Raw genomic sequence first — 20,291 nt, 5'->3', positions numbered from 1 at the left:
AGGGAGGTTGATGCGAGGTTAGGGTGGGCTGCGGAGGCTGTCAATGAAAAAACATACAAGCGTTTGAAAAGGTTGTTTGAACTGTGTTGCTGGCGTTTTCCCATGCTGGTAGCCGTCTTGGCGCACCGGTATGCTTGCAGCAATTTCGCGCTTTCGAGCGCCGTTTCTTCTAAGGAGTCATCGTGGAGTTTCTTGCCGAATACGCAAGCTTTCTCGCCAAGACCGCGACACTGGTCATCGCCATCCTGATCGTTCTTTCCGGTATCGCCAACCTGCGTGGCAAAGGCCGGCGAAAGCCGGGAGGGCAGTTGCAGGTCACGCGCCTGAACGAATTCTACAAGGACCTGCGTGAGCGCTTGGAAGCCGGGCTGTTCGAGAAGGCCGAGCTCAAGGCGCTGCGCAAGCAGCAGGCCAAGACCGAGAAGCAGGCGAAAAAAGCCAAGACGCCGGCCAAGGAGCAGGGTCGCGTCTACGTGCTGGACTTCGACGGCGACATCAAGGCTTCGGCCACCGAGAGCCTGCGCAACGAAATCACCGCGCTGCTCACCCTGGCCACCCCGCGCGATGAAGTGGTGCTGCGTCTGGAAAGCGGCGGAGGCCTGGTCCACAGCTACGGCCTGGCCGCGTCGCAACTGGCGCGCATTCGCCAGGCCGGTGTGCCATTGACGGTGTGCATCGACAAGGTCGCCGCCAGCGGCGGCTACATGATGGCTTGCATTGGCGACAAGATCGTCAGTGCACCGTTCGCAGTGCTGGGATCCATCGGCGTGGTCGCCCAGTTGCCCAATGTCAATCGCCTGCTCAAGAAGCATGATATCGACGTGGAGGTGCTTACGGCGGGTGAGTACAAGCGCACCCTCACGGTGTTCGGCGAAAATACCGAGAAGGGCCGGGAGAAGTTCCAGGAGGATCTGGACGTCACCCACCAGCTGTTCAAGGATTTCGTCGCCCGCTATCGGCCGCAATTGCACATCGACGAAGTGGCCACCGGTGAGGTCTGGCTGGGGGTGGCGGCGCTGAATCGCAAGCTGGTGGACGAGCTGGGCACCAGTGATGAGTACCTCAGCCTCCGCGCCCGCGAAAGCAAGGTCTTCCATGTGCGCTTCGCCGAGCGCAAGTCGTTGCAGGAACGCTTTGGCATGGCTGCCAGCACTGCGGCGGAGAACGCCTTGGTCAGCCTGTGGAGCAAGCTCGGACGTCTGCGCTAAGACCTTGACCCCCTTGAAGATTTTTTTGTGGGAGGGGGTTGCAAGGTGTGAGGAATGTGGACATAATGGCGTCCATCGAAACGCAGCTTGCTTGAAAAAGTTAAGCGGTTTCAAGGAGATAGCGAAAGCTGGCTCCGACTTTGAGGCCGAGTAGCAAAGTGGTTATGCTCCGGATTGCAAATCCGTCTACGCCGGTTCGATTCCGACCTCGGCCTCCACCATTCGAAAGCCCCGCAGATTAACGTCTGCGGGGTTTTTCTTTGTGCACTGGAAATCCGTATCGTTTCCGCATAATTGGGTATCGCTGATGGAGTGGCGAGCATCACCGGGCACCGCACGCTGTCGATGCTCCGACGCTATACCCACCTCTGCCCCGACTTATTGGCCGACAAGCTGGGCTAGCGAACACTGCGAGCGTCGGCGGGGTCTGGCGCTTGCGCCCTGGCTTGGCCGGCGCGTGCAGCCCCTGTTCGAACTCTTTCAAGAACTTCCGCACTGTATTTTGAATAATTTCAAATTTGCCTGCCTGTTTGTAGTTAGCTTGGTCGTATCGTCTGTTCTGCATGCTGAGGCGGAAGAAAATCGCCTGAGTACCAGATAAAAATTTGGCGACATTCACATTTTGCACTTGATCAGGCTGGGAACCTGATTCCAGAGCAGCGTAAAGGCGAGGCCTTCTTCAAAGTGAAAGAAGGAAAATATGTCTTCACCCGAACGCTGACGAAAGATAAGACGGCTGTGGTGGTGATGGATCCTTGGGAGGACACCGGTTCGCCCGTGATGAACCTACACTTCAAGAGCGTGTATTCCAAAAGGTTGGTGCCTTTGGTAAAGCATGCTGTCACCTTGGGCTGAAGGTAGTTATCGTGACAAACGATCCAGCCACGATTAACTTGGGATATGCCGCCAGGATAGATCCAGCATTACAGGCTATTGTTGATTCAGGTGGTGAAGACGTCGTCTATCATTCGAATATGGACGATTGAAAATTTGAGGGATACTTAAAAAGTGCCGGTATCAATAATTTGATTTATGCGGGATTTCCTTCGAATGTTTGTGTGGTAGGCATGCCGACCGGAATGATTCCCATGTTCCACAGAGGGTCCAAGTTGTACTTTGTTCCGCAAGCATCGGCGGCAACAGAGTTTGGCAACACCTGGGGGAGTTGCGCTGCACACAGGGCGACCACTACCATGATTTCTAACTGGATAGGCGAGATCATCGCTTTCAAGGATTTCATGAGAATTAAACAGTCCTCTACGATGGGCCGATGATCCCGCAGCTGGCCGAGCGTTCACATCATGCGCAGCGAAGCCCTGCATGATGAGTGGCCAAGCGCCGGCCGATCCTCATGAATGGCTTCTCGATAAACTGGAAGGCGGCAACACCTATTGCAATGGCTATAAGCCCAATCAGCCACCATGGCACACCGCAAATAACCAACACATAGACGACTGGCGCGTGGAAGGCATAGATGCTGTAGCCAGCAGATCCAACCACCCCAAGGGGATTGCCCGAAGTGCTTCGAGCTTTGTCGATGAACGAGATCAGGCAACCGAAGCACAGGGCGAACATGACCTGGCGAATGCCGGCGAACAGCTGGGTGTAAGCCCCGAAATCTTTCTGAAAGACAGTGATAATCAGCCAGGCAGCTGCCGGCAGCATCACGATGCGGCCCATGACGCGGGCGAAATTAGGGTCGGTGAACTTAAGTCCTATCCACCAGAAAGGGACGAATGCGATCAAGCTGGCGTTGAAGGACCAGTACCGCCATTCAGGTATGAACGTGTTGATGCCAACGCTTGCAATCCAGCAGGCCGCCACAACTGCCCACCAAGCCCGATCGGAAAGCCGACCGATAATCAGCAGTGCGAGAGGATAGACCGCGTAGAGCCACATCTCGACGGCCACGGTTTGCAGCGGCCCATTGCCCTGGATCGAGGGGAAGTAGTCGCCAGGGCTTACGGCCTCGGTGGTCAGCAGCTTCCTTAGCATGCTCTCAATGGTCAACTCATGCGTGCCCGAAACCATTGGGGCGGCGTCCGGGTTGATCCGAGAGGCGATATAGAACATCCCGAATCCGAATAACGATGCCAGGAAGAAAACCGGGTAGATGCGGAAGAACCGGCGGATCGCATAAGCGGCGACACCGTCGCGGTGCGATCTCAAGCCGTTGCGGTGTATGCAGTATCCACTCAGGACGATGAAGCCGAGAACCGCCGGATGCGTTTCGCTATTCCCCTGGAATACACCTTCCAGCCATTGGGTGAGCAAGAGAATGCTCTCGGGTATTGCGGACGGCCCCTGTACGGCAAAAGCCCACGGCGCCAAGTGCGTGACCACCACCCAGACGGCGAGCAGTAATCGAAGGGTATCAATATTCTGTGAACGGCTGCTGTTTGCAGAAATGCTCAGTACGGAGGTATCCATGTTGTTAGGGTCTTGTCTTGGGTCTGCAAAACTACCATAGATTCCCTCGTTTTATTGGCGAGGCTCCTGTGTTGGATTTCGATAGCCAGATGATGGAAGGAGAGGGCAGTCAGCTGCGCTCGAGCGCAGCCGAATAGCTGGGCTGGCCTGCGAGTCAATCTATAATGGCCTCTCTCTAGGGGAGAAGGATCCAGTGAGCAATCGTTACGGTAACGCATAGGCCGGTGAGTTCATGCCGGGCATCGTCATGCCGCAGGAGATCCACGGCCTGCTGCGCAAGCGCCTGACAGACATCGACCCGTGCGACAGCGCGGTGAACTGCCTGGTCGCCCAAGCACGGGCCGAGGGCTTGGTGGAGTCGCTGGAAATCTTGAAGGCCATCTCGGCCCAGACAATCGAGCGGCTATACCTGATGATCGAGGAAGCAGCCCTGGCGCGTTTGGCTAATTCGGAGGCTAGGCATATAAAGGAAGAAAAGCGCGGGACAATCCTGAGACACTGGATGTCCCAAATGGTCATGAACTACCAGCACCAGCAATTAAGGCATAAGCCAGTGATTCCGTGGCATGCAGGCTGACCCCCAAAAAACCTGAGTCTCTTAGGGGATTGCAAATCCGTTTACGCCGGTTCGATTCCGCTCTTGGCTTCCACCGTTCGGAAGGAACACCCGCCCGGATACAGTTGAGTGATACAGACTTGAACGGTGTGATGCCTTAGGAACAGCCAAGTGGCGAGCAGTTTTAGTATGTGTTCGGAATTGCGCATTTTCTGGCTTCAAGAGGGCGCCTTTGACCTTTTTCGAAGTTGATCTACTGACCGCATGCCATGTTGGCACGATTCTGTACGCGCTCTCGAACAGCGAGCTCCTCCTCCAACCACTGGAGCCTTCGCGCATTGCTCTGGGTCGCGCTCGGGAATTTCACGTATCACTGGTTCATTGCGCTGTCGATCAATCTAGCAACGCTGCTCTATATTACTCATGCCTCAACCCGAGCTCCCTGATCACACAGACCGATCCATCACTGGCCGGCGTCGCATCGTTGTAGTCGATCTGGTTGTAGATCCCGCCATGAAACTCGAAGAGATGAGAATTCCAGCTGTCATCGAGCTGAAGCGGGGTGGACGACCCTGAGGCGCCATTGCAGGTCGCCGAGACTGTAACCAGACCCTTGGAGCTGACATGAATCTCCAAGCTGAACACGGTACCCAGAGGCACACCTTCGAGGATGGTCGAATTCGAAGGTGTCGTCTGGTCGTAGCGGGGGCGAAAACCGAGGGTGATGCTGCCTTTGTTCCAGAACACTTTCACAGGCGGGCCGTCATCTCCCCTCACGTGCATCTGGGCAATGACGACCTTGCGCGCCGAGTTGACCTTGTCGAGCCGCAGGGTCTGCCGGTTGACGTGATTCGCCGCACTCGACAGTTTCCAGTCGACGGATTCGGACCATTCGCAGCGAGTGCGTCGAGTGCTTTTACTGGATGCGCCTCGTGTGGGGGCGGTGAATTGAACCGAGCCGTCATCCAGCATTCGGACAACGTCCGGGAAGCGGGAAAGCGCTTGCGCGCCGCTGAGTTCAAGCGCAACAGGGTTGGTTGACGAGCGGGCCACAGGTGTAGTGATCGTCAGGTCGTCTATATCGACGCTCATTCGGTCCTCCTTGGAATTTGATAACAAATTGAATCAGCGCGGCGAAAATCTTGCATCAACACTCGCTTGATTCCAAGTGCTGGTCAGTACGAGGCTCCATCATGGAGCGCCCTTGCATGACGGCTCCGCTGCGTGGGTCAAGATGGCGCTGAAAAAGTTTCTCGCGAAGTTCGAATCATGAAAGAAGATTAATTTTGCATGACATACGTTGCGTGTGCTGAAACGATTCTCTAGCCTGAAATCGAGGGTTTTATCAGTGGGCAGAGGCCGTGAACCTTCTCCGGGGTACCTGGGCAGAGTCATGATCGCTGATACCGCCCATCGGTCGAGGAAAAACTATTCGATCAGACGGACGCCCGTTTGACGTAGGGCGCATGTTCATCTCGGTTCATTGGTCCGTATTCAAATGACAAGAATGAACCGAGGTGGCTGTTCAAATGGATTGGGCATATAAGCCAAGGAGTGTCATATGTTTGCACATATGGAATTGGGATTGCTGTTTCTATTCTTCATCGCTTCAGTGTGCGTACTGGCGGTAGTCATCCACCCTGTTCATTTCTGCTGGTCAACGCTCAAACGTAGAAAAGCCCGTCGGCGTGATCAAGGTTGATCCAAAGCCCGTCCGGCTCCAACCCTGGGGAACGCCAACGCGCCCACCTATTTCGGTATGGGTCACGCCTGCGGACGATGAGCGGCGACCTTGGCGCCGATATCCTCACCCTTCAGGCAGATTCACCCCGCAAATGAACTCGTCGGTGCCGAGCCGGTGCGACCCATGCTCTACTACGTAATCACCACCGCGCCGCGATGCTTCTGCCTGCGCGGCGTATCGATCCGCAAACACATCGACCAGGTGCCAGGGATGACGGCGTCTGAGTACACCCCATCCCAGTACCCATCCTTGTCTGTGCGGATCGGCAGGGAGGTGTCTTGCCAGACTGCGAATACTCATGCGCGATACCTTGATAGCCATAGGACCTAGAAGCGTGAACCCGGCAGACGAAGGCCGCGGAGGGTGCATTCGCTTCAGAATAGAGTAGATAACTGCGCAGATTGGCAAAAAACTCCGAACATAGACGTCGTCCAGGCATCAAAGGCAACATACGCCGTATTCTCGGTATTCCTCGACGTTTGCAGCCGCCGCGCAGCATCGGCTTGCGCTCCGAGGCAGCCCTGGTGAGGAGCTCGTAGTGCCCAACAGTGATCTCAGAGTCGACAACCGCTTCACTGCCGACGTGCTTGGCCATCCCAAGGACATTTTCTTCGCGGCGGTCGAAAGTACCCGCATGCCGATGATCGTCACCGATCCCAACCAGCCAGACAACCCGATCATTTTCGCCAATCATGCGTTTCAGGAAATGACGGGCTATGACGTCGATGAGCTGCTGGGTCACAATTGCCGGTTCCTGCAAGGCAAGGATACCGATCCTGAAGTGGTCGCAGCGATTCGCCAGGCGGTCGAGCAGCGCTACGACTTTTCCACCGAAGTGCTCAACTACCGCAAGGATGGCAGCTCGTTCTGGAATGCGTTGTTCATTTCGCCGATCTACAACGATGCGGGCAAGCTGACCTATTTCTTCGCTTCTCAGCTGGATGTGAGCCGCCGCCGCGACGTGGAGGAGGCGCTGCGTCAGTCGCAGAAGATGGAGGCCCTGGGCCAGTTGACCGGGGGCATCGCGCATGACTTCAACAACCTGCTCCAGGTGATCGGTGGCTACGTTTCATTATCCAAGGCCGCAGCCGAGAAAGAGCAGCCGGACTTCGCCAAGATCGTGCGCAACCTGACCTACGCCAACAATGCGGTGGAAAAGGCCAATACCCTGACCAAGCAACTGCTGGCGTTCTCGCGCAAACAATCGCTGCAGGGGCGGGTGATCAACATCAACCAGATCGTCACCGATGCCAAGGTGCTGATCAACCAGACCCTCGGCGACGGCATCACGGTGACCCTGGACCTGGATCCTGGGTTGCACAATTGCCGGATCGATCCTGCCCAGGCACAGATCGCCCTGCTCAATGTCATCATCAATGCCCGCGACGCGATGGCAGGCGACGAAGGTTCAGCGTTGAACATCGAGACGCGCAACGTGATCGTCACCCCGGATGCACGTGCTTCCTACGAGGGGCTGCTGGCGGGCAGCTATGTGTGCATGGCCATTACCGACAATGGAGGCGGCATGTCCGAGTTGGTGCGCGACAGGGCCATGGACCCATTCTTCACCACCAAGGACGAGGGCAAGGGTACGGGTCTCGGGCTGTCGATGGTCTACGGCTTCGCCAAGCAGTCCGGCGGCGCTGTGAAGATCTATTCAGAGGAGCAGGTCGGTACCACTCTGCGCTTCTATTTTCCCGCCGATGCCAGCGAACTGCAGCCCCTGGAGCAGCGTCCGTCCACTCAGGCCAAGGTAGGGCACGAGCGGGTGCTCATCGTCGAGGACCGCCTGGATGTGGCCGAACTGGCCCAGGTGATTCTGCAAGAGCATGGCTACCAGACGGTGGTCGCCAAGGACGCGCACCAGGCCCTGCAGATGTTCGAGGACGATCACGATTTCGATCTGTTGTTCACTGACCTGATCATGCCGGGTGGCATCAATGGTGTGACCCTGGCACGCAGGGTCCAGTCGCAGCGCCCTGCGATCAAAGTGCTGCTCACCACGGGCTATGCCAAGAGCTCGATCGAGCGTACGGACATCGGCGGGGCCGAATTCGAGGTGATTTCCAAGCCTTATCTCCCGCAGGAACTGGCCCGCAAGGTCCGCCAGGTGCTGGATTCGCCCGGCGGAGTATGACGACGGGCTGTACGTTTTTCCGACAGCCGTGCCCAACCTTGACTCACCCAGGAGACGTCCATGACCGACCAGAAGAAAGAGGCGCCGCAGGATCAGGTTCCTGCCCATTCCACCGATGCTGAAAAAGCCAGGCTCAGGGACAAGAACAAGGATGGCATTCCCCCCGGAGCAGAGTGACGCAGACGCTCACCCCCGGCCGTTCGTCTCTCGCAAGGCACTTATGGCACGCGGGTGCCCTCACAACTTCGTAAGGGCACACCTACGGTGCCTACAGACGGGAGAATCAGCATGACCAGAGACGACAACGGCCCAGCAGCCGCTTACCCCGGACCTGCAGGTGCTCAAGACGATACAGGGCGTGGGTCTGACCTCGAACATACCGCCTCCGAGCCCCGGCAGGCTGCGGGTGGCAAGCCTGAGGACTGGACGCCACCGCCGGGTAACCCAGGATCCGATCAGGACTCCCAGGTGCCACGCGACAACGGGACCGCCCGTACCTCGCAGGACGAACCTGTCGCGCGCCAGGGCATCAGCGATGTGGACGCCAACAATGCGGTGTCCAGCGAACATCCCAAGCCGTAAGCGTCGTTGTGCCTAACATGACAGAGGCCCGACAAGGGCCTTTGCCATTTTCACCAGCCACAGGCTCGTAGCTCGAGTTCGAACCTTGACGTTTCATCGGTTAACATTGCATCCCCGCCGCTCGATAAACGCCTTTGATTTCAATCTGATGGCATTGCTGCCGACATTTCGAGCGCATCGTTTTTCGCACCAGGATTCACCCTTGACCGACTCACTGCCCAACCCCGTCCTGCAGTACCTGGCCCGTCTGGCACCTTCCAGCCAACTGACCATGCGCTACGTCCTCCAGGATGCCGCCGACCGCCTGGGGTTCGCGGACTGCGACATCGCAGCGGTGCCCTGGCACGGGCTCGAGCCTGCAGACATCATCGGGCTGGTGGCGGTGCTGCGGGCCGATGGCTATGCCCCGAATTCCTCCTCGCTGTACGTCAATGCCGTGCGCGGGGTGATGAACGAAGCCTGGCGCCAGGGCCTGATCACCCATGAACGGTTGCTGCGTATTCGCGAGGTCAAGCCCGCCTCCGGCACGCGCCTGCCTCCGGGGCGCAACCTCAGGCGCAGCCTGATTCGGGAACTGATGGAGGTGTGCGCGGCAGACCCTCGTCCACAGGGCGTGCGCGATGCGGCCATCATCGCCTTGCTGTATGGCACCGGGATGCGCAAGTCCGAGTCGGTGGACATCGACCTGGCCGATGTCGATTTCACCGAGCGCAGCTTGCAGGTGCTCGGCAAAGGCAACCGTCAGTTGATCAAGTACGCCCCGGCCTGGGCGTTCGAGAAACTCCAAGCCTGGCTGGCGCTTCGTCGTGAACATCTGCCAGCTGGCAGCGAAGACGACGCGTTTCTGTTCAACAGGATTCGGCGGGGCAACCACATCACCCGGGCGCGAATCACCAAGCACGCCATCTACTACATCGCTCGCCAGCGCGGAGCCCAGGTCGGCGCGAAGATCATGCCTCACGATTTTCGCCGAGCGTTCATCACCCGAGTGATCGAGGAGCACGATCTGTCGATCGCCCAGAAGCTGGCGCACCACGCCAACATCCAGACCACGGCCAGTTATGACCGCCGCGATGACAACGAGCGCCGACGTGCGGTCGAGCGCTTCGACTACTGAACGATGGCTCCAGGCGCGTCACCGGGCGGGTGTGCAGGATGCTGCATCGTCAGCCAGCCCGAAGCGATAACCCACATCGATATCGGCCGCTGGCCGCCGGCAGTGGGTGCGGCTGAGGACGAATTCGAAGGCAGGCTCGTAAATGCCTTCGCGCATCACCGCACCGGCTAGGATTTCGACCTGGTACCAGCCGTTGTCCAGTTCGATCTGCGGGCGGCCCGGTGCCTGGTAGCGGGCGAGCAGGTCGCCCAGGGCCCTGGGAGTGAAGTGCTGAAGGATACGCCAGGTGAACAGCATCAGCGCCCCGTGCTCCACATGCACGACATACCCGGCACGGCGATGGACCAGGCGGCTGTCCGGCTGCAGGAGGGCCGGTATCGCCTCGTCGAGGCTGAAGATGATGTGGTAGGGCAGGTTGTCGATACCGGCCAGCGGCACGACCACGCCTTCGAGCACCGCGCGATCGCCGCTGTCCCCGGTGGTGAAGGCGTGGGCCAGGTCATCCGGCAGCGCATTGTCGTCCTGAAACCGCGCCAGGCGCTGGATATCGCCGAGCAGGAAGTAGTCGATCAGGTCGTTGAGCACTTCGCTGAATTCATAACGCATCGGGCGGCTCGCTGTTCAAGGGTGCGCCAGCAGGTCTGGGGAATGGATCGCAGGCTGCCGGGGACTCGACAGCCTGAGCGCTCATTGACGTTGGCTGATCTGGATGAGGTTGCCGCAGGTATCGTCGAACACCGCCAGGGTCAAGGCCTCATGGGTGATTGGCGGCTGGGTGAACACCACGCCGCTGGCGCACAGGCGGGTGTACTCGGCCTGGACATCGCGTACGGCGAACGAGGTGGCGGGAATGCCATCGTCCTTCAGCGCGGCCTTGTAGATCCGCGCAGCGGGGTGAACGTCCGGCTCCAGCAGCAACTCCACGCCGTTGGGATCGTTCGGCGAGGTGAGGGTAAGCCAGCGATGGCGGCCCATGGGGCGGTCGTCCTTGGGTTGAAAGCCGAGGACATAATGGTAGAAAGCCAGTGCCTTGGCCTGGTCGTCGACGAGGATGCTGGTCACCACGATCTTCATAGGCAGCTCGCTCTATAGGGCTTAGCTGTAAGTAAAGACGCTACGCTGGGTTTGGCCAGCCCTCACTGTGGGGAACCGAACATTGCGGTCCAGTAGATGCCCGCATCGCTTTTCGGGTCGACCGCATACGCCGCACCCAGCTCACGGTAATCGGGATTCATCAGGGTGGCGCAGTGCCCGGGACTGGCCAGCCAGCCGTCAACCACCTTGCGCGGAGTGTCGCGGCCTGCCGCGATGTCCTCGCCGATCTGCTGATACAGGTAGCCTGCCAGTTCGGCGCGATCCCCTGGGGTGCGGCCGTCACGGTCGATATGGTCGAAGAAGTTCTGGTTGGCCATGGCACGAGTATGATTGGCCGCGGCCCCGGCGAGAATCGCATTCCAGGTCAGGGGTTGGGCGGCGGCGAAGGGCTGGCCACCGCACTGGCGAGGCAGCTTGCGTGCCGCGTTGACTTCCTGCAGGAGTTTCTGTCCCTCGGCCTGCCAGTCGCCCAGGCGTCCGCTGAGCAGGGGACGGGCCAGCACGATGCGCCAGTCGCGGCCTTCCTGGCTGACCCCGATATCGACGAACTGCGGGTCGAGCACGACCTGGCAGAAGCTTTCCTCGACAGCGCTCATGGCCGCTTTGGCATCCCGCGGGCCAGACAGGCTGATGGCCTGCACGTTGACCATGGGGTAAGCCGCGCGGGTCATGGCTTGCTGCAGATCCCGGGTACCCTCGGGAGACAGTGCCAGGCGAGTGTCGCTGTTGAGCGGCGGGAGTTCCAGCGACGCTTCGCCGCCGCAGCGCTGGGCCTGGCTGCGGTAGGCGTTGATCGCTTCGATCAGTTGCGCTTCGTCGCCGCTGGTGGCCTGGGCACTGGCCGAAAACGCCAGGCTCGACCAGACGAGGCCGAGGCAGGCGAGGGATGACAGGACACGCATCAAGAATCTCCCTATGACTGGCAGCGGCCTCGTGGGGGCGCTGCCCATCCTACACAAGCTACCGGCTTTTGGCCTGGCCCGTGTGTTGCGATAAACCACCGGCGACTCAGTGGCGGCAAAAGAGGCAATAGACCGCGAATGAACAAAAAAGTGCAATTGATTGGAAATGGTTCTCAATAATCAGTATAAATGCGGCTCAACTTCATTTGCATTCGCCAGGGAGGCTCTAATCAGCACCAGGAGCCTTCCATGGCCAACACTCGCCCCTTGCGTCCGACTCTGCTCGCCCTCTGCTGTTCCCTCGGCTTCAATGTTCACGCCGCCGACGCCCCTCTTGAACTGGGCGCCACCGCCATCAATGCCGATGCCCTGAAACCGGCTTCTGGCCAGCTGCCGGAAACCTTCGCCGGTGGCCAGGTCGCGCGAGGAGGACAGATGGGCGTGCTGGGCAACCAGGACATGATGGATGTGCCCTTCACGCAAACCAGCTACACCTCGCAGTTGATCGAGGATCAGCAGGCCGAAGACATCGGCGACGTACTGCTCAACGATCCCTCGGTGCGCCAGTCGTTCGGCTTCGGCAATCAGTCCCAGGTGTTCGTCATCCGGGGGCTGCCACTGAGCGGTGACGACGTCTCCTTCAACGGGCTGTATGGTGTGCTGCCCCGGCAGATGATTTCCACCGATGCGCTCGAGCGGGTCGAGCTGTTCAAGGGGCCCAACGCTTTTCTCAACGGCGCCAGTCCTACCGGTACCGGGCTAGGCGGTAACGTCAACCTGCAGCCCAAGCGTGCAGGCGACGTGCCCACCCGTCGCTACACCCAGGACATCAGCAGCGATGGGCGCATCGGCGAACACCTGGATATCGGTCAGCGTTTCGGTGAGGACAATCGTTTCGGCGCACGCGTGAATCTGTCCCAGCGCGAGGGTGAGACGGCCGTCGACGATCAGGATCAGCGCAGCAAGTTGTTCGTCGCCGGCCTGGATTATCGTGGCGACGCGTTGCGCCTGTCGGGTGATTTCGGCTACCAGAAACAGCGTGTCAACCATATGCGCAACACCGTGCGCCTCGGCGCGGGCGTCACCGACATTCCGCGTGCGCCCAGCGCAGATCACAACTATGGCCAGGACTGGGGATGGACCCAGACCGAGGACACGTTCGGCATGCTGCGTGCCGACTACGACTTCAACGAGCACTGGAGCGGCTACGTGTCCGGGGGTGCCAAACGTACCCATGAAACCGGCTTCTATGGCACCCCGGTGTTGACCGACGCCGCCACGGGCGCCGCGACCATCGGCGGTTCGCAGATTCCCCATAACGAGGACAACGTCAGCTTCATGACCGGGCTGAACGGTCGTTTCCAGACCGGGCCGGTCAGCCATCAGCTGAACCTCGGCGCTGCGACCATCTGGACCGAGCAGGAAAACGCCTATGTGTTCTACAAGGCCAAGCCGACCAACATCTACGACACCACGCCGCTGTCTCGGCCGACCGCAGTCAGCCTCAGTGCCGGGCGCTTGAGCGATCCCGGGGTGACGGGCAAGACCCATAACCGCAGCCTGGCGCTGTCCGATACCCTTGGACTGTTCGATGACACCTTGCTGCTCACCGCTGGCGTGCGCCGTCAGCAGCTGCGGGTGGAAGGCTATGCCTACCGCGGGACCGGCGTGGATGCCGGCCGTACGGCTTTCTATGACGAAGCGGTCACCACACCGGTGTACGGTATCGTGTACAAACTCAACCCCTCCGTTTCACTCTATGCCAACAGTATCCAGGGCCTGGCCCAGGGCGCCACGGCCAGCGGTGAGGTGGTCAACCTCGGACAGGTGTTCCCACCCGCCAAGACCAAGCAGGTGGAGGCGGGCATCAAGCTCGATCGCCAGAGCTATGGTGCCAACCTGGCGGTGTTCCGCATCGAGCGGCCTACCGATGGCTATCGCGAGGGCAACCTGTTCGTGCAGGACGGCCAGCAGATCAACAAAGGCGTGGAACTGAGTGTGTTCGGCGAGCCGATCCAGGGCCTGCGCCTGATGGCCGGCGGCACGCGCATGGACACCGAACTGAAGAACACCCAGAACGGTACCAACGATGGTAACCACGCCGTCGGCGTGCCGACCTTCCAGCTCAACGCCAGCGTCGACTGGGACGTGCCGGGACTCGATGGCGTGGCGCTCAACGCGCGCATGCTTCGCACCGGCGGGCAGTATGCCAATCCGGGCAATACCCTCACACTGCCGACCTGGAACCGCTTCGATGTGGGCGCGCGCTATCGTGTCAAGGTCCAGGAAAAGGATGTCACCTTGCGTGTCAATGTGGAAAACCTCACCGACAAGAACTACTGGGCGTCGGCCAACGGCGGCTACCTGACTCAGGGCGATCCACGCCTGGTCAAGTTCTCCGGCACCATCGATTTCTGATCCTCTATCAGGGTTCAGGTCCTGGGCCGATAGAACAGGAAGTGCCGCGTCTGGGCGGTGCGTTCATACGCGCTCGCCCAACCGGGGCGCACATGGCGGTCATGAAAGAACAGTGCGCCGGCCGTGCTGTCCGGCAACTGCTGGTTCAGCGCCTTTCGCGCGATCTCCCTGGCCACGGCATAACGCGCCGGTTCCTCGACCTGGTCCGGACGGCCGTCGCACCACCAGGAGAACTGGCAACTGCGGGTGTGCACGCCCTGTTTCACCACGCCGCAGATGCTGTCGGAAAAGCCTTCCTTGCCGAGTCGGTTGAGTACCACGCTGGCCACGCCGCGCATGTCCAGGGCATCGGCGCCCTTGGCCTCCCAATAGACGGTGCGGGCCAGGCAGGTGAGGCTGTCATCCAGCGGGGCTTGCCCGCTCGGGTCGACGGCCTGGGCTTCGCTGCGGGTCAGTTTTTCCGTCGGCGCGGGCGGGGCGGCCTGCTCCACCACCCGCTGCTCCAGGGCCTGGGCCTTGTCTTCGGCGACGGCAGCTACAGCACTCGCGGCAGCGTGCGCAGCCGCCATCGGCACGGCGAGGGACAGGCAGATAAGGCTCAGGCAGTGACGCATGTCGCGGTATCCGTACGAATGGCAATCACCCATTCTAGCCAGACCGACTCAGCCCAGGGCAAGACTCAACATCAGCGGCAAGGTGACCGCCGCCACCATCGTCTGCAGTGCGATGATGGTGGCCATCAGCGGCGCGTTGCCGCCCATCTGACGCGCCATGACATAGGACGACGAGGCTGTGGGCAGAGCCTGGAACAGCACTGCGACCACGGCCGCCTGGCCGCTCAGGCCCACCAGCCGGCACAGACCGAAAGTGGTCAGGGGCATGACCAGGAATTTGAACAACGAGGCGGCCACCAGCGGTTTGACCTGTTTGCCCACGCGTGCACCGCCCAGTGCGGCGCCCACGCACAGCAGGCCCAGGGGCAGGGAGGCCTGGCCGAGTGTCTTGACCGTGGGCTCGAGTCCGGCCGGCAAGCCCATGCCGGTAACGCGCAGCAGCAGACCACCGGCGCAGCCGAGGATAAGCGGATTGGCGAAAATCGCCCGCAAAACGGTGAGCGCCGAACTGTGTCGCGCGCTGAAACGGGCGAACACCAGGACGCAGAGCAGATTCACCAGCGGCACGATCGAGGCATTGGCCACTGCGGCCAGGGCGATACCGGCGCTGCCATAGAGGCCGGCGGCCAGGGTCGCGCCGATGTAGTTGTTGAAGCGCACCCCGCCTTGGAATATCGACGTGAAGTCGGCGCCGTCGTGGGCGGCGAGCCCTTGATAGAGGATCAGGGACAACCCGCCGAGCACGGTCGAGAGCATCAGCACCGCGACCATGCCCAGCACGGGCACGCCGTCGAGGTTGGCGGTGGCCAGACCGTGCAGGAACAGCGACGGCAGCAGGACGTAGTAGCTCAGCCGCTCGGCGCCGGGCCAGAACTCGTCGGCGAGGAATCCGCGCAGGCGCAGCACGGCACCCAGGGCGATGAGCAGAATGATGGGCACCAGGGTGGTGAGCAGCAAGGACAGCATGGCGGGATCCGAGGTCGGGTACCGGCACAGAGTAGCGGGCCGTGCGTTTCAGCGACATCGTTATTCGAAGCGTGGCGTGAATCAGTACGCCCATACCTCCACGCGACGATTGCGCAAGCGACCTTGCGCCAGCTCGTTGTCCGCCACCGGCAGTTCGTCACCCATGCCTATCACCGCCCTGACCTGCACACCCTGGCGGGCCAGCTCACGGCGTACGGCCATGGCTCTGAGGCGCGAGAGCAGGGCTGCGCGGCCCGGGGTTTCGTTGGAGTCGCTGAAACCTACCAGCACGGCCTGATCCGCCAGCTTGCCTGTCTGGCGCAAGTAGTCGCTCAGGCGGCGTACGTCGCGCAGGGCCTTGTTGTCGAGGCTGGCGCTGCCTTCCTGAAAGCGGAAGTTGACGCTCAGCCGCTCGGCATCCGCTGACAGGCTGCGGTAGGCCGGTGGCAGCCCTGGGCGGGGCGGCACGGCAAACGCGCCGATCTGCTGGGACACGAAGCCCTGACGCGCGACGATCGCCTGTCCGGCCGGGCTCTGGCTGAAGTCGGCGAGCGCCCTGGCCAGCGGAGTCGGTTCGGCAGGCAGATAAAAGAACAGACGGCGCGACAGCGGATAATCTTCGCTGGCCACGTTCGCAGGCGTCGGCAGCAGGGCCGGGGCATCGCCTTCGGCGATCGCCAGCAGCCTGGCTCCATGCACGGCACTCAGGCTGCTGAAGCCGATGGCAGCGGGATCGGCTTGGACCTGCTGGGCGAGGGCTTCACCGGACTCGAAGCGTTCGGCGCCCACCGCCAGGGACAGGCCCTGCGGGTGCAGTACCAGCCTGCGAAAGGTGTCGAAGGTGCCGGAGCGATCGTCGCGGGCGTACAGGTGAATCGCGCCGCCTGGCACGCCCAGTTGCTCCCAGCGCGCGATTCGCCCGGAAAAGATGTCTGCCAACTGCACGGTGGTCAGAGCCTTCAGGCCATTGCCGGGGTGTACGATGATCGCCACGCCATCCAGGCCGATCACCTGTTCGCTCGGTGCGCTACGCAGCTCGCCCAGGTGCGCGAGCGCGAGGGCTTCTTCGGCGGTGATCGGGCGCGAGGCCGCTGCCATGTCGGCCTCGCCACGGCCAAGGGCGCTGAAGCCGGTGCTCGACCCGTGGGCCGCGACGAGGACGTTCAGGAGGGTGCCGCGAGCATCCTGCCCGCTGATCCGAACTTCGTTGGGCTGGCTGCCGGGTTGGGTGTGGATGTCCCGGGCGCCCTGGCTCAGCAACAACCCTCGCACCAGCGCAGGCGCCAATGCAGCACCTATGGTGTTGGAACCCTGGATTCTCAGCAGCACCGGCTGCGCGCACACCAGCGAAGGTATCAGGCAGATCAGCAGGAAGAGGACGCGAAGCATGCCGGAATCCTTGGGCACAGGCGTGTCCGGCAGACTACGACACGCTCGTGACCGAGGCGTGACAGGCGCGTCTAGCGCGGTGGCGGCTCGATCAACGTCGCCGGTGCCAGCGATGCCTTGTTCCGTGCGATCCAGTAGTACAGCAGGCCTGGCACCACCAGTCCGATCAGCCAGGACACATCGACGCCGCCCAGGTGCGCCACCATCGGTCCGGTGTACAGCCGTGTGTCGATGAAAGGCATCTGCACCAGAACGCCAGTACCATAGACCGCGATACCTGACCAGTTCCAGCGCCCGTAGCGGCCGTTCGGATCACCCAGGGCCGGAATGTCGTAGCGCTCGCGAGTGATGAAGTAGTAGTCCACCAGGTTCACCGCGCTCCACGGCACGAAGAAGGTCAGAAGAAACAGGATGAACGACTTGAACGCGCCGAGAAACGCATGCTGGCCCAGCAGCGCGACCAGTGTGGAGGCGCCGACGATCGCGAGGACGAACAGCAGCCGTTGCCTCCGACCGATGGCCACCTGCCCGCGAAACCCGCTGATGATCGTGGCGATGCACATGAAGCTGCCGTAGCTGTTGAGGGTGGAGATGGTCACCTTGCCGAAGGCGATGGCGAAGTAGAGCAGTGTCGCAGTGGCGCCGACACTTCCAAGCCCGACGATGTAGGCCACCTCGTGCCCGGCGAACCCATCACCGGCGATGGCAGCGGCGAACACGCCCAGGACCATCGATGCCTGCGCACCGATGACCGAGCCCAGCCCTGCGGCCAGGAAGGTGCTCAGTGCCGAAGTGCTGCGCGGCAGGTAACGCGAGTAATCGGCGACATAGGGTCCGAAGGCGATCTGCCAGGAGGCAGCCAGCGAGACGGCGAGCAGGAAAGACGCCCAGCTGAAGTGACGGTTGTCGAGTAGTTGGCCGATATCGGCGAGCGTCAGGATTCGGCTGAACAGATAGACGAAGGCGACGAGGCCAAGGACGCTGGCCACGCGGCCGATCCAGTGGATCACCCGGTAGCCGGCCAGGGTGACCAGCACGATGACCGCGGCGAACATCAGGATACCGGTAGTGTCGGCCACGCCGAGCAACTGCCCGATGGCTTGCCCGGACAGTACCGTCCCCGTGGCCGTGAAGCCCAGGTACATCAGGCATACCAGCACCATGGGGATCGCGGCGCCGTAGACGCCGAACTGCACGCGGCTGGAGATCATCTGCGGCAATCCAAGCCGGGGTCCCTGAGCGGCATGCAGGGCCATGACCGTGCCACCGATCAATTGCCCGAGCAGCAGCCCGATCAGCGACCAGAACACGTCACCGCCCAATACCACCGCCAGGGCGCCGGTGACGATGGCGGTAATTTGCAGGTTGGCGCCCAGCCAGAGAGTGAACTGGCTGTAGACGCGGCCGTGCCGCTCGCTTGGGGGAATGTAGTCGATCGAACGCCGCTCGATCAAAGGCTGGACAGGCATGCGTGTACTCCGCTTGGTTGTTGTTGTAAGGCGGGATGAACGACGATTAGCGTCCTCATATGAGCATGTCTATACAACTCGGTCAATTCATTCGCATGACTGCCTGAACAGCCTACTGTTGCGCAACGCTGGCGCCTAACTGTACTGGCCGGGATCGGCGCAATGGCCTTATGCTGTAACGAAATATGTCTATAAAAGTCTGAACAAGGAACCTGCAATGCCAGTCAAGGACCTGCTGATCGCCCTGGTGGTCATCGTCGCCTGGGGTGTCAATTTCGTGGTCATCAAGGTCGGTCTGGACGGCCTGCCACCGATGCTGCTGGGCGCGTTGCGGTTCTTGCTGGTAGCCTTTCCTGCGGTGTTGTTCGTCAAGCGACCCAAGTTGCCGTGGCGCTGGCTGATCGCGTACGGGGCGACGATCTCCCTTGGCCAGTTCGCATTCCTGTTCCAGGCCATGTACAGCGGCATGCCCCCAGGGCTGGCGTCATTGGTGCTGCAATCGCAGGCGTTCTTCACCCTGGGCTTTGCCGCGTTGTTCCTGGGCGAGCGGCTGCGTCCGGCCAGCGTGCTGGGCCTGTTGGTGGCGGCTGGCGGCCTGGCGCTGATCGGCAGCGAGGACGGCAGTCACGTGCCATTGGTGGCGTTGCTGTTGACGCTGTGTGGTGGGGCCATGTGGGGCATGGGCAATATCATCACTCGGCGTTTCGGCTCGGTGGATCTCGTGGCCTTGGTGATCTGGGGCGGATTGATTCCCCCTCTGCCGTTTCTCGCCCTGTCATGGTGGCTGGAAGGTCCGGAGCGCATGGGCCATGCGCTGGCCAACATCGGCCTGAATTCCATCCTCGCGCTGCTGTATCTGGCCCTGGTCGCCACCATGCTCGGCTATAGCCTGTGGAGCACGTTGCTATCGCGCCATCCCGCCGGGAAGGTGGCACCGTTCTCATTGCTGGTACCCGTGATCGGCCTGAGCTCCTCGGCCTGGTTGCTTGGCGAGCGCCTGAGCGCGATTCAGGGCTGGGGAGCGCTGCTGGTAATGGCCGGGCTGTTGATCAACGTGTTCGGCTCGCGGCTGGGACAGCGCCTGCGTGCGGCCAGCGTGCGGTAGACCACGGGGCAACGGGACGCTTCCGATGGCGGCAATGTGCCACTGGTCGGATGCCCGCTATGTCGGCCAGGCGTATCATCAGGAGCCGGCTAGTCTGCAAGCACGCACTGTCTGCCGAACGGTGGTGCTAACTCACCCCTTATTGATCCGGCGCAGCGGATCGGCGAGTAGCGCTCGCTACGGCTTGAGTGTTGTGGTTTTCTGGTGCGGCATTTCGGAAAAGGAGGATGTTATTCCATGAGAGTCAGGGACCAGACCTATTGGACGTGGGCCGATGGACAACTGCATAGCCGCTGTCACGATGAACGATTGAGCGACGGCACCAGTATCGACGTCCAGGTGCGACTGTCGCGACTTGGTGCCACCCAGCTGTTCCTGGGAATCTATGGCCCAAGCGGCAAAGCGCTCTGCGAGGAATATCACCGTGCGCTGCCGGGACAGACCATGACTCGCGCTCTGGTGTGGGGTGTGGATCGCGCTCGCGCCCTGGCCACTGGTGCCCTGGATACCGCGCAGCGCTGTCGCCTTCAGGCATGAAAAAAAGCCCGGCCGTTGTAGC

Annotated in this window: 18 protein-coding genes, 1 tRNA gene and 1 pseudogene; 9 read left to right on the top strand and 11 right to left on the bottom strand. The window is 61.1% G+C overall.

The window, feature by feature from the left end; genetic code table 11:
* Nucleotides 1-182 precede the first annotated feature (182 nt).
* From sohB to IAE34_RS00530, 3 genes and pseudogenes are all read left to right on the top strand, one after another.
* Entirely contained in the window at nt 183-1,208 is a 1,026-nt protein-coding gene (gene sohB / locus IAE34_RS00540) for a protease SohB (RefSeq protein ID WP_200136910.1), read from the top strand.
* Nucleotides 1,209-1,352: 144 nt separating this feature from the next.
* Nucleotides 1,353-1,426: transfer RNA gene (locus IAE34_RS00535), tRNA-Cys, on the top strand.
* 97 nt (nt 1,427-1,523) lie between these two features.
* Nucleotides 1,524-1,610 (top strand): annotated as a pseudogene (locus IAE34_RS00530) (site-specific integrase); the annotation flags it as partial.
* A 628-nt stretch (nt 1,611-2,238) separates the two neighbouring features.
* Here IAE34_RS00530 and IAE34_RS00525 read toward each other — a convergent pair.
* Nucleotides 2,239-2,448: a hypothetical protein gene (locus tag IAE34_RS00525; protein WP_200136909.1), complete on the bottom strand. Its 210-nt coding sequence runs from the start codon at nt 2,446-2,448 to the stop codon at nt 2,239-2,241.
* Between the two features lie 59 nt (nt 2,449-2,507).
* Nucleotides 2,508-3,638, bottom strand: a complete 1,131-nt coding sequence (locus IAE34_RS00520; RefSeq protein ID WP_200136908.1) for an acyltransferase family protein — start codon at nt 3,636-3,638, stop codon at nt 2,508-2,510.
* A 232-nt stretch (nt 3,639-3,870) separates the two neighbouring features.
* Here IAE34_RS00520 and IAE34_RS00515 point away from each other — a divergent pair, with 232 nt between their 5' ends.
* Nucleotides 3,871-4,215, top strand: coding sequence for a hypothetical protein (locus IAE34_RS00515; protein WP_200136907.1), 345 nt, complete (start codon nt 3,871-3,873; stop codon nt 4,213-4,215).
* A gap of 396 nt (nt 4,216-4,611) precedes the next feature.
* On the opposite strand, the gene IAE34_RS00510 is transcribed toward IAE34_RS00515, so the two are convergent.
* Nucleotides 4,612-5,286: a polysaccharide lyase family 7 protein gene (locus IAE34_RS00510; RefSeq protein ID WP_200136906.1), complete on the bottom strand. Its 675-nt coding sequence runs from the start codon at nt 5,284-5,286 to the stop codon at nt 4,612-4,614.
* Nucleotides 5,287-6,001: 715 nt separating this feature from the next.
* Nucleotides 6,002-6,238 carry a hypothetical protein gene (locus IAE34_RS24245; RefSeq protein WP_233630857.1) on the bottom strand — a complete coding sequence of 79 codons (237 nt, stop codon included), beginning with the start codon at nt 6,236-6,238 and terminating at the stop codon, nt 6,002-6,004.
* A 238-nt stretch (nt 6,239-6,476) separates the two neighbouring features.
* On the opposite strand from IAE34_RS24245, the gene IAE34_RS00505 reads away from it, so the two are divergent.
* Together IAE34_RS00505 and IAE34_RS00495 are read left to right on the top strand one after the other, a co-directional pair.
* Nucleotides 6,477-8,075 (top strand): histidine kinase famiy protein, encoded by a 1,599-nt coding sequence (locus IAE34_RS00505; protein ID WP_200136905.1) that lies wholly within the window; start codon nt 6,477-6,479, stop codon nt 8,073-8,075.
* An 853-nt stretch (nt 8,076-8,928) separates the two neighbouring features.
* On the top strand, nt 8,929-9,774 hold the full coding sequence (locus tag IAE34_RS00495) for a site-specific integrase (protein WP_442793181.1): 846 nt from the start codon (nt 8,929-8,931) through the stop codon (nt 9,772-9,774).
* 18 nt (nt 9,775-9,792) lie between these two features.
* Here IAE34_RS00495 and IAE34_RS00490 read toward each other — a convergent pair whose 3' ends face one another.
* The 3 genes from IAE34_RS00490 to IAE34_RS00480 form a co-directional block, all read right to left on the bottom strand.
* Complete coding sequence (locus IAE34_RS00490) at nt 9,793-10,380, bottom strand: hypothetical protein (protein ID WP_200136902.1); 588 nt, start codon at nt 10,378-10,380, stop codon at nt 9,793-9,795.
* Nucleotides 10,381-10,461: 81 nt separating this feature from the next.
* On the bottom strand, nt 10,462-10,848 hold the full coding sequence (locus IAE34_RS00485; RefSeq protein ID WP_200136901.1) for a VOC family protein: 387 nt from the start codon (nt 10,846-10,848) through the stop codon (nt 10,462-10,464).
* 62 nt (nt 10,849-10,910) lie between these two features.
* Nucleotides 10,911-11,771 carry a CAP domain-containing protein gene (locus tag IAE34_RS00480; protein WP_200136900.1) on the bottom strand — a complete coding sequence of 287 codons (861 nt, stop codon included), beginning with the start codon at nt 11,769-11,771 and terminating at the stop codon, nt 10,911-10,913.
* Between the two features lie 249 nt (nt 11,772-12,020).
* On the opposite strand from IAE34_RS00480, the gene IAE34_RS00475 reads away from it, so the two are divergent.
* Entirely contained in the window at nt 12,021-14,189 is a 2,169-nt protein-coding gene (locus IAE34_RS00475) for a TonB-dependent receptor (RefSeq protein WP_200136899.1), read from the top strand.
* 14 nt (nt 14,190-14,203) lie between these two features.
* Here IAE34_RS00475 and IAE34_RS00470 read toward each other — a convergent pair whose 3' ends face one another.
* From IAE34_RS00470 to IAE34_RS00455, 4 genes are all read right to left on the bottom strand, one after another.
* Nucleotides 14,204-14,803 carry a cell wall hydrolase gene (locus IAE34_RS00470; RefSeq protein ID WP_200136898.1) on the bottom strand — a complete coding sequence of 200 codons (600 nt, stop codon included), beginning with the start codon at nt 14,801-14,803 and terminating at the stop codon, nt 14,204-14,206.
* A 48-nt stretch (nt 14,804-14,851) separates the two neighbouring features.
* Nucleotides 14,852-15,769 carry an AEC family transporter gene (locus IAE34_RS00465; RefSeq protein WP_200136897.1) on the bottom strand — a complete coding sequence of 306 codons (918 nt, stop codon included), beginning with the start codon at nt 15,767-15,769 and terminating at the stop codon, nt 14,852-14,854.
* 81 nt (nt 15,770-15,850) lie between these two features.
* The gene (locus IAE34_RS00460) at nt 15,851-17,158 is read right to left on the bottom strand and encodes a substrate-binding domain-containing protein (RefSeq protein WP_200136896.1); all 1,308 of its coding nucleotides are present in this window, start codon (nt 17,156-17,158) and stop codon (nt 15,851-15,853) included.
* A 71-nt stretch (nt 17,159-17,229) separates the two neighbouring features.
* Nucleotides 17,230-18,627: a purine-cytosine permease family protein gene (locus tag IAE34_RS00455; RefSeq protein ID WP_200136895.1), complete on the bottom strand. Its 1,398-nt coding sequence runs from the start codon at nt 18,625-18,627 to the stop codon at nt 17,230-17,232.
* A gap of 217 nt (nt 18,628-18,844) precedes the next feature.
* On the opposite strand from IAE34_RS00455, the gene IAE34_RS00450 reads away from it, so the two are divergent.
* Both IAE34_RS00450 and IAE34_RS00445 read left to right on the top strand, forming a co-directional pair.
* The gene (locus tag IAE34_RS00450; RefSeq protein WP_200136894.1) at nt 18,845-19,732 is read left to right on the top strand and encodes an EamA family transporter; all 888 of its coding nucleotides are present in this window, start codon (nt 18,845-18,847) and stop codon (nt 19,730-19,732) included.
* A 237-nt stretch (nt 19,733-19,969) separates the two neighbouring features.
* Complete coding sequence (locus tag IAE34_RS00445; RefSeq protein ID WP_200136893.1) at nt 19,970-20,269, top strand: hypothetical protein; 300 nt, start codon at nt 19,970-19,972, stop codon at nt 20,267-20,269.
* The last annotated feature ends 22 nt before the right edge of the window (nt 20,270-20,291 follow it).

The sequence above is a fragment of the Pseudomonas sp. S30 genome, assembly GCF_016518545.1.
Classification (GTDB): Bacteria; Pseudomonadota; Gammaproteobacteria; order Pseudomonadales; family Pseudomonadaceae; genus Aquipseudomonas.
The sequence above is the reverse complement of the archived record's forward strand: the minus strand, read 5'-3'. Positions and strand labels throughout refer to the sequence as shown.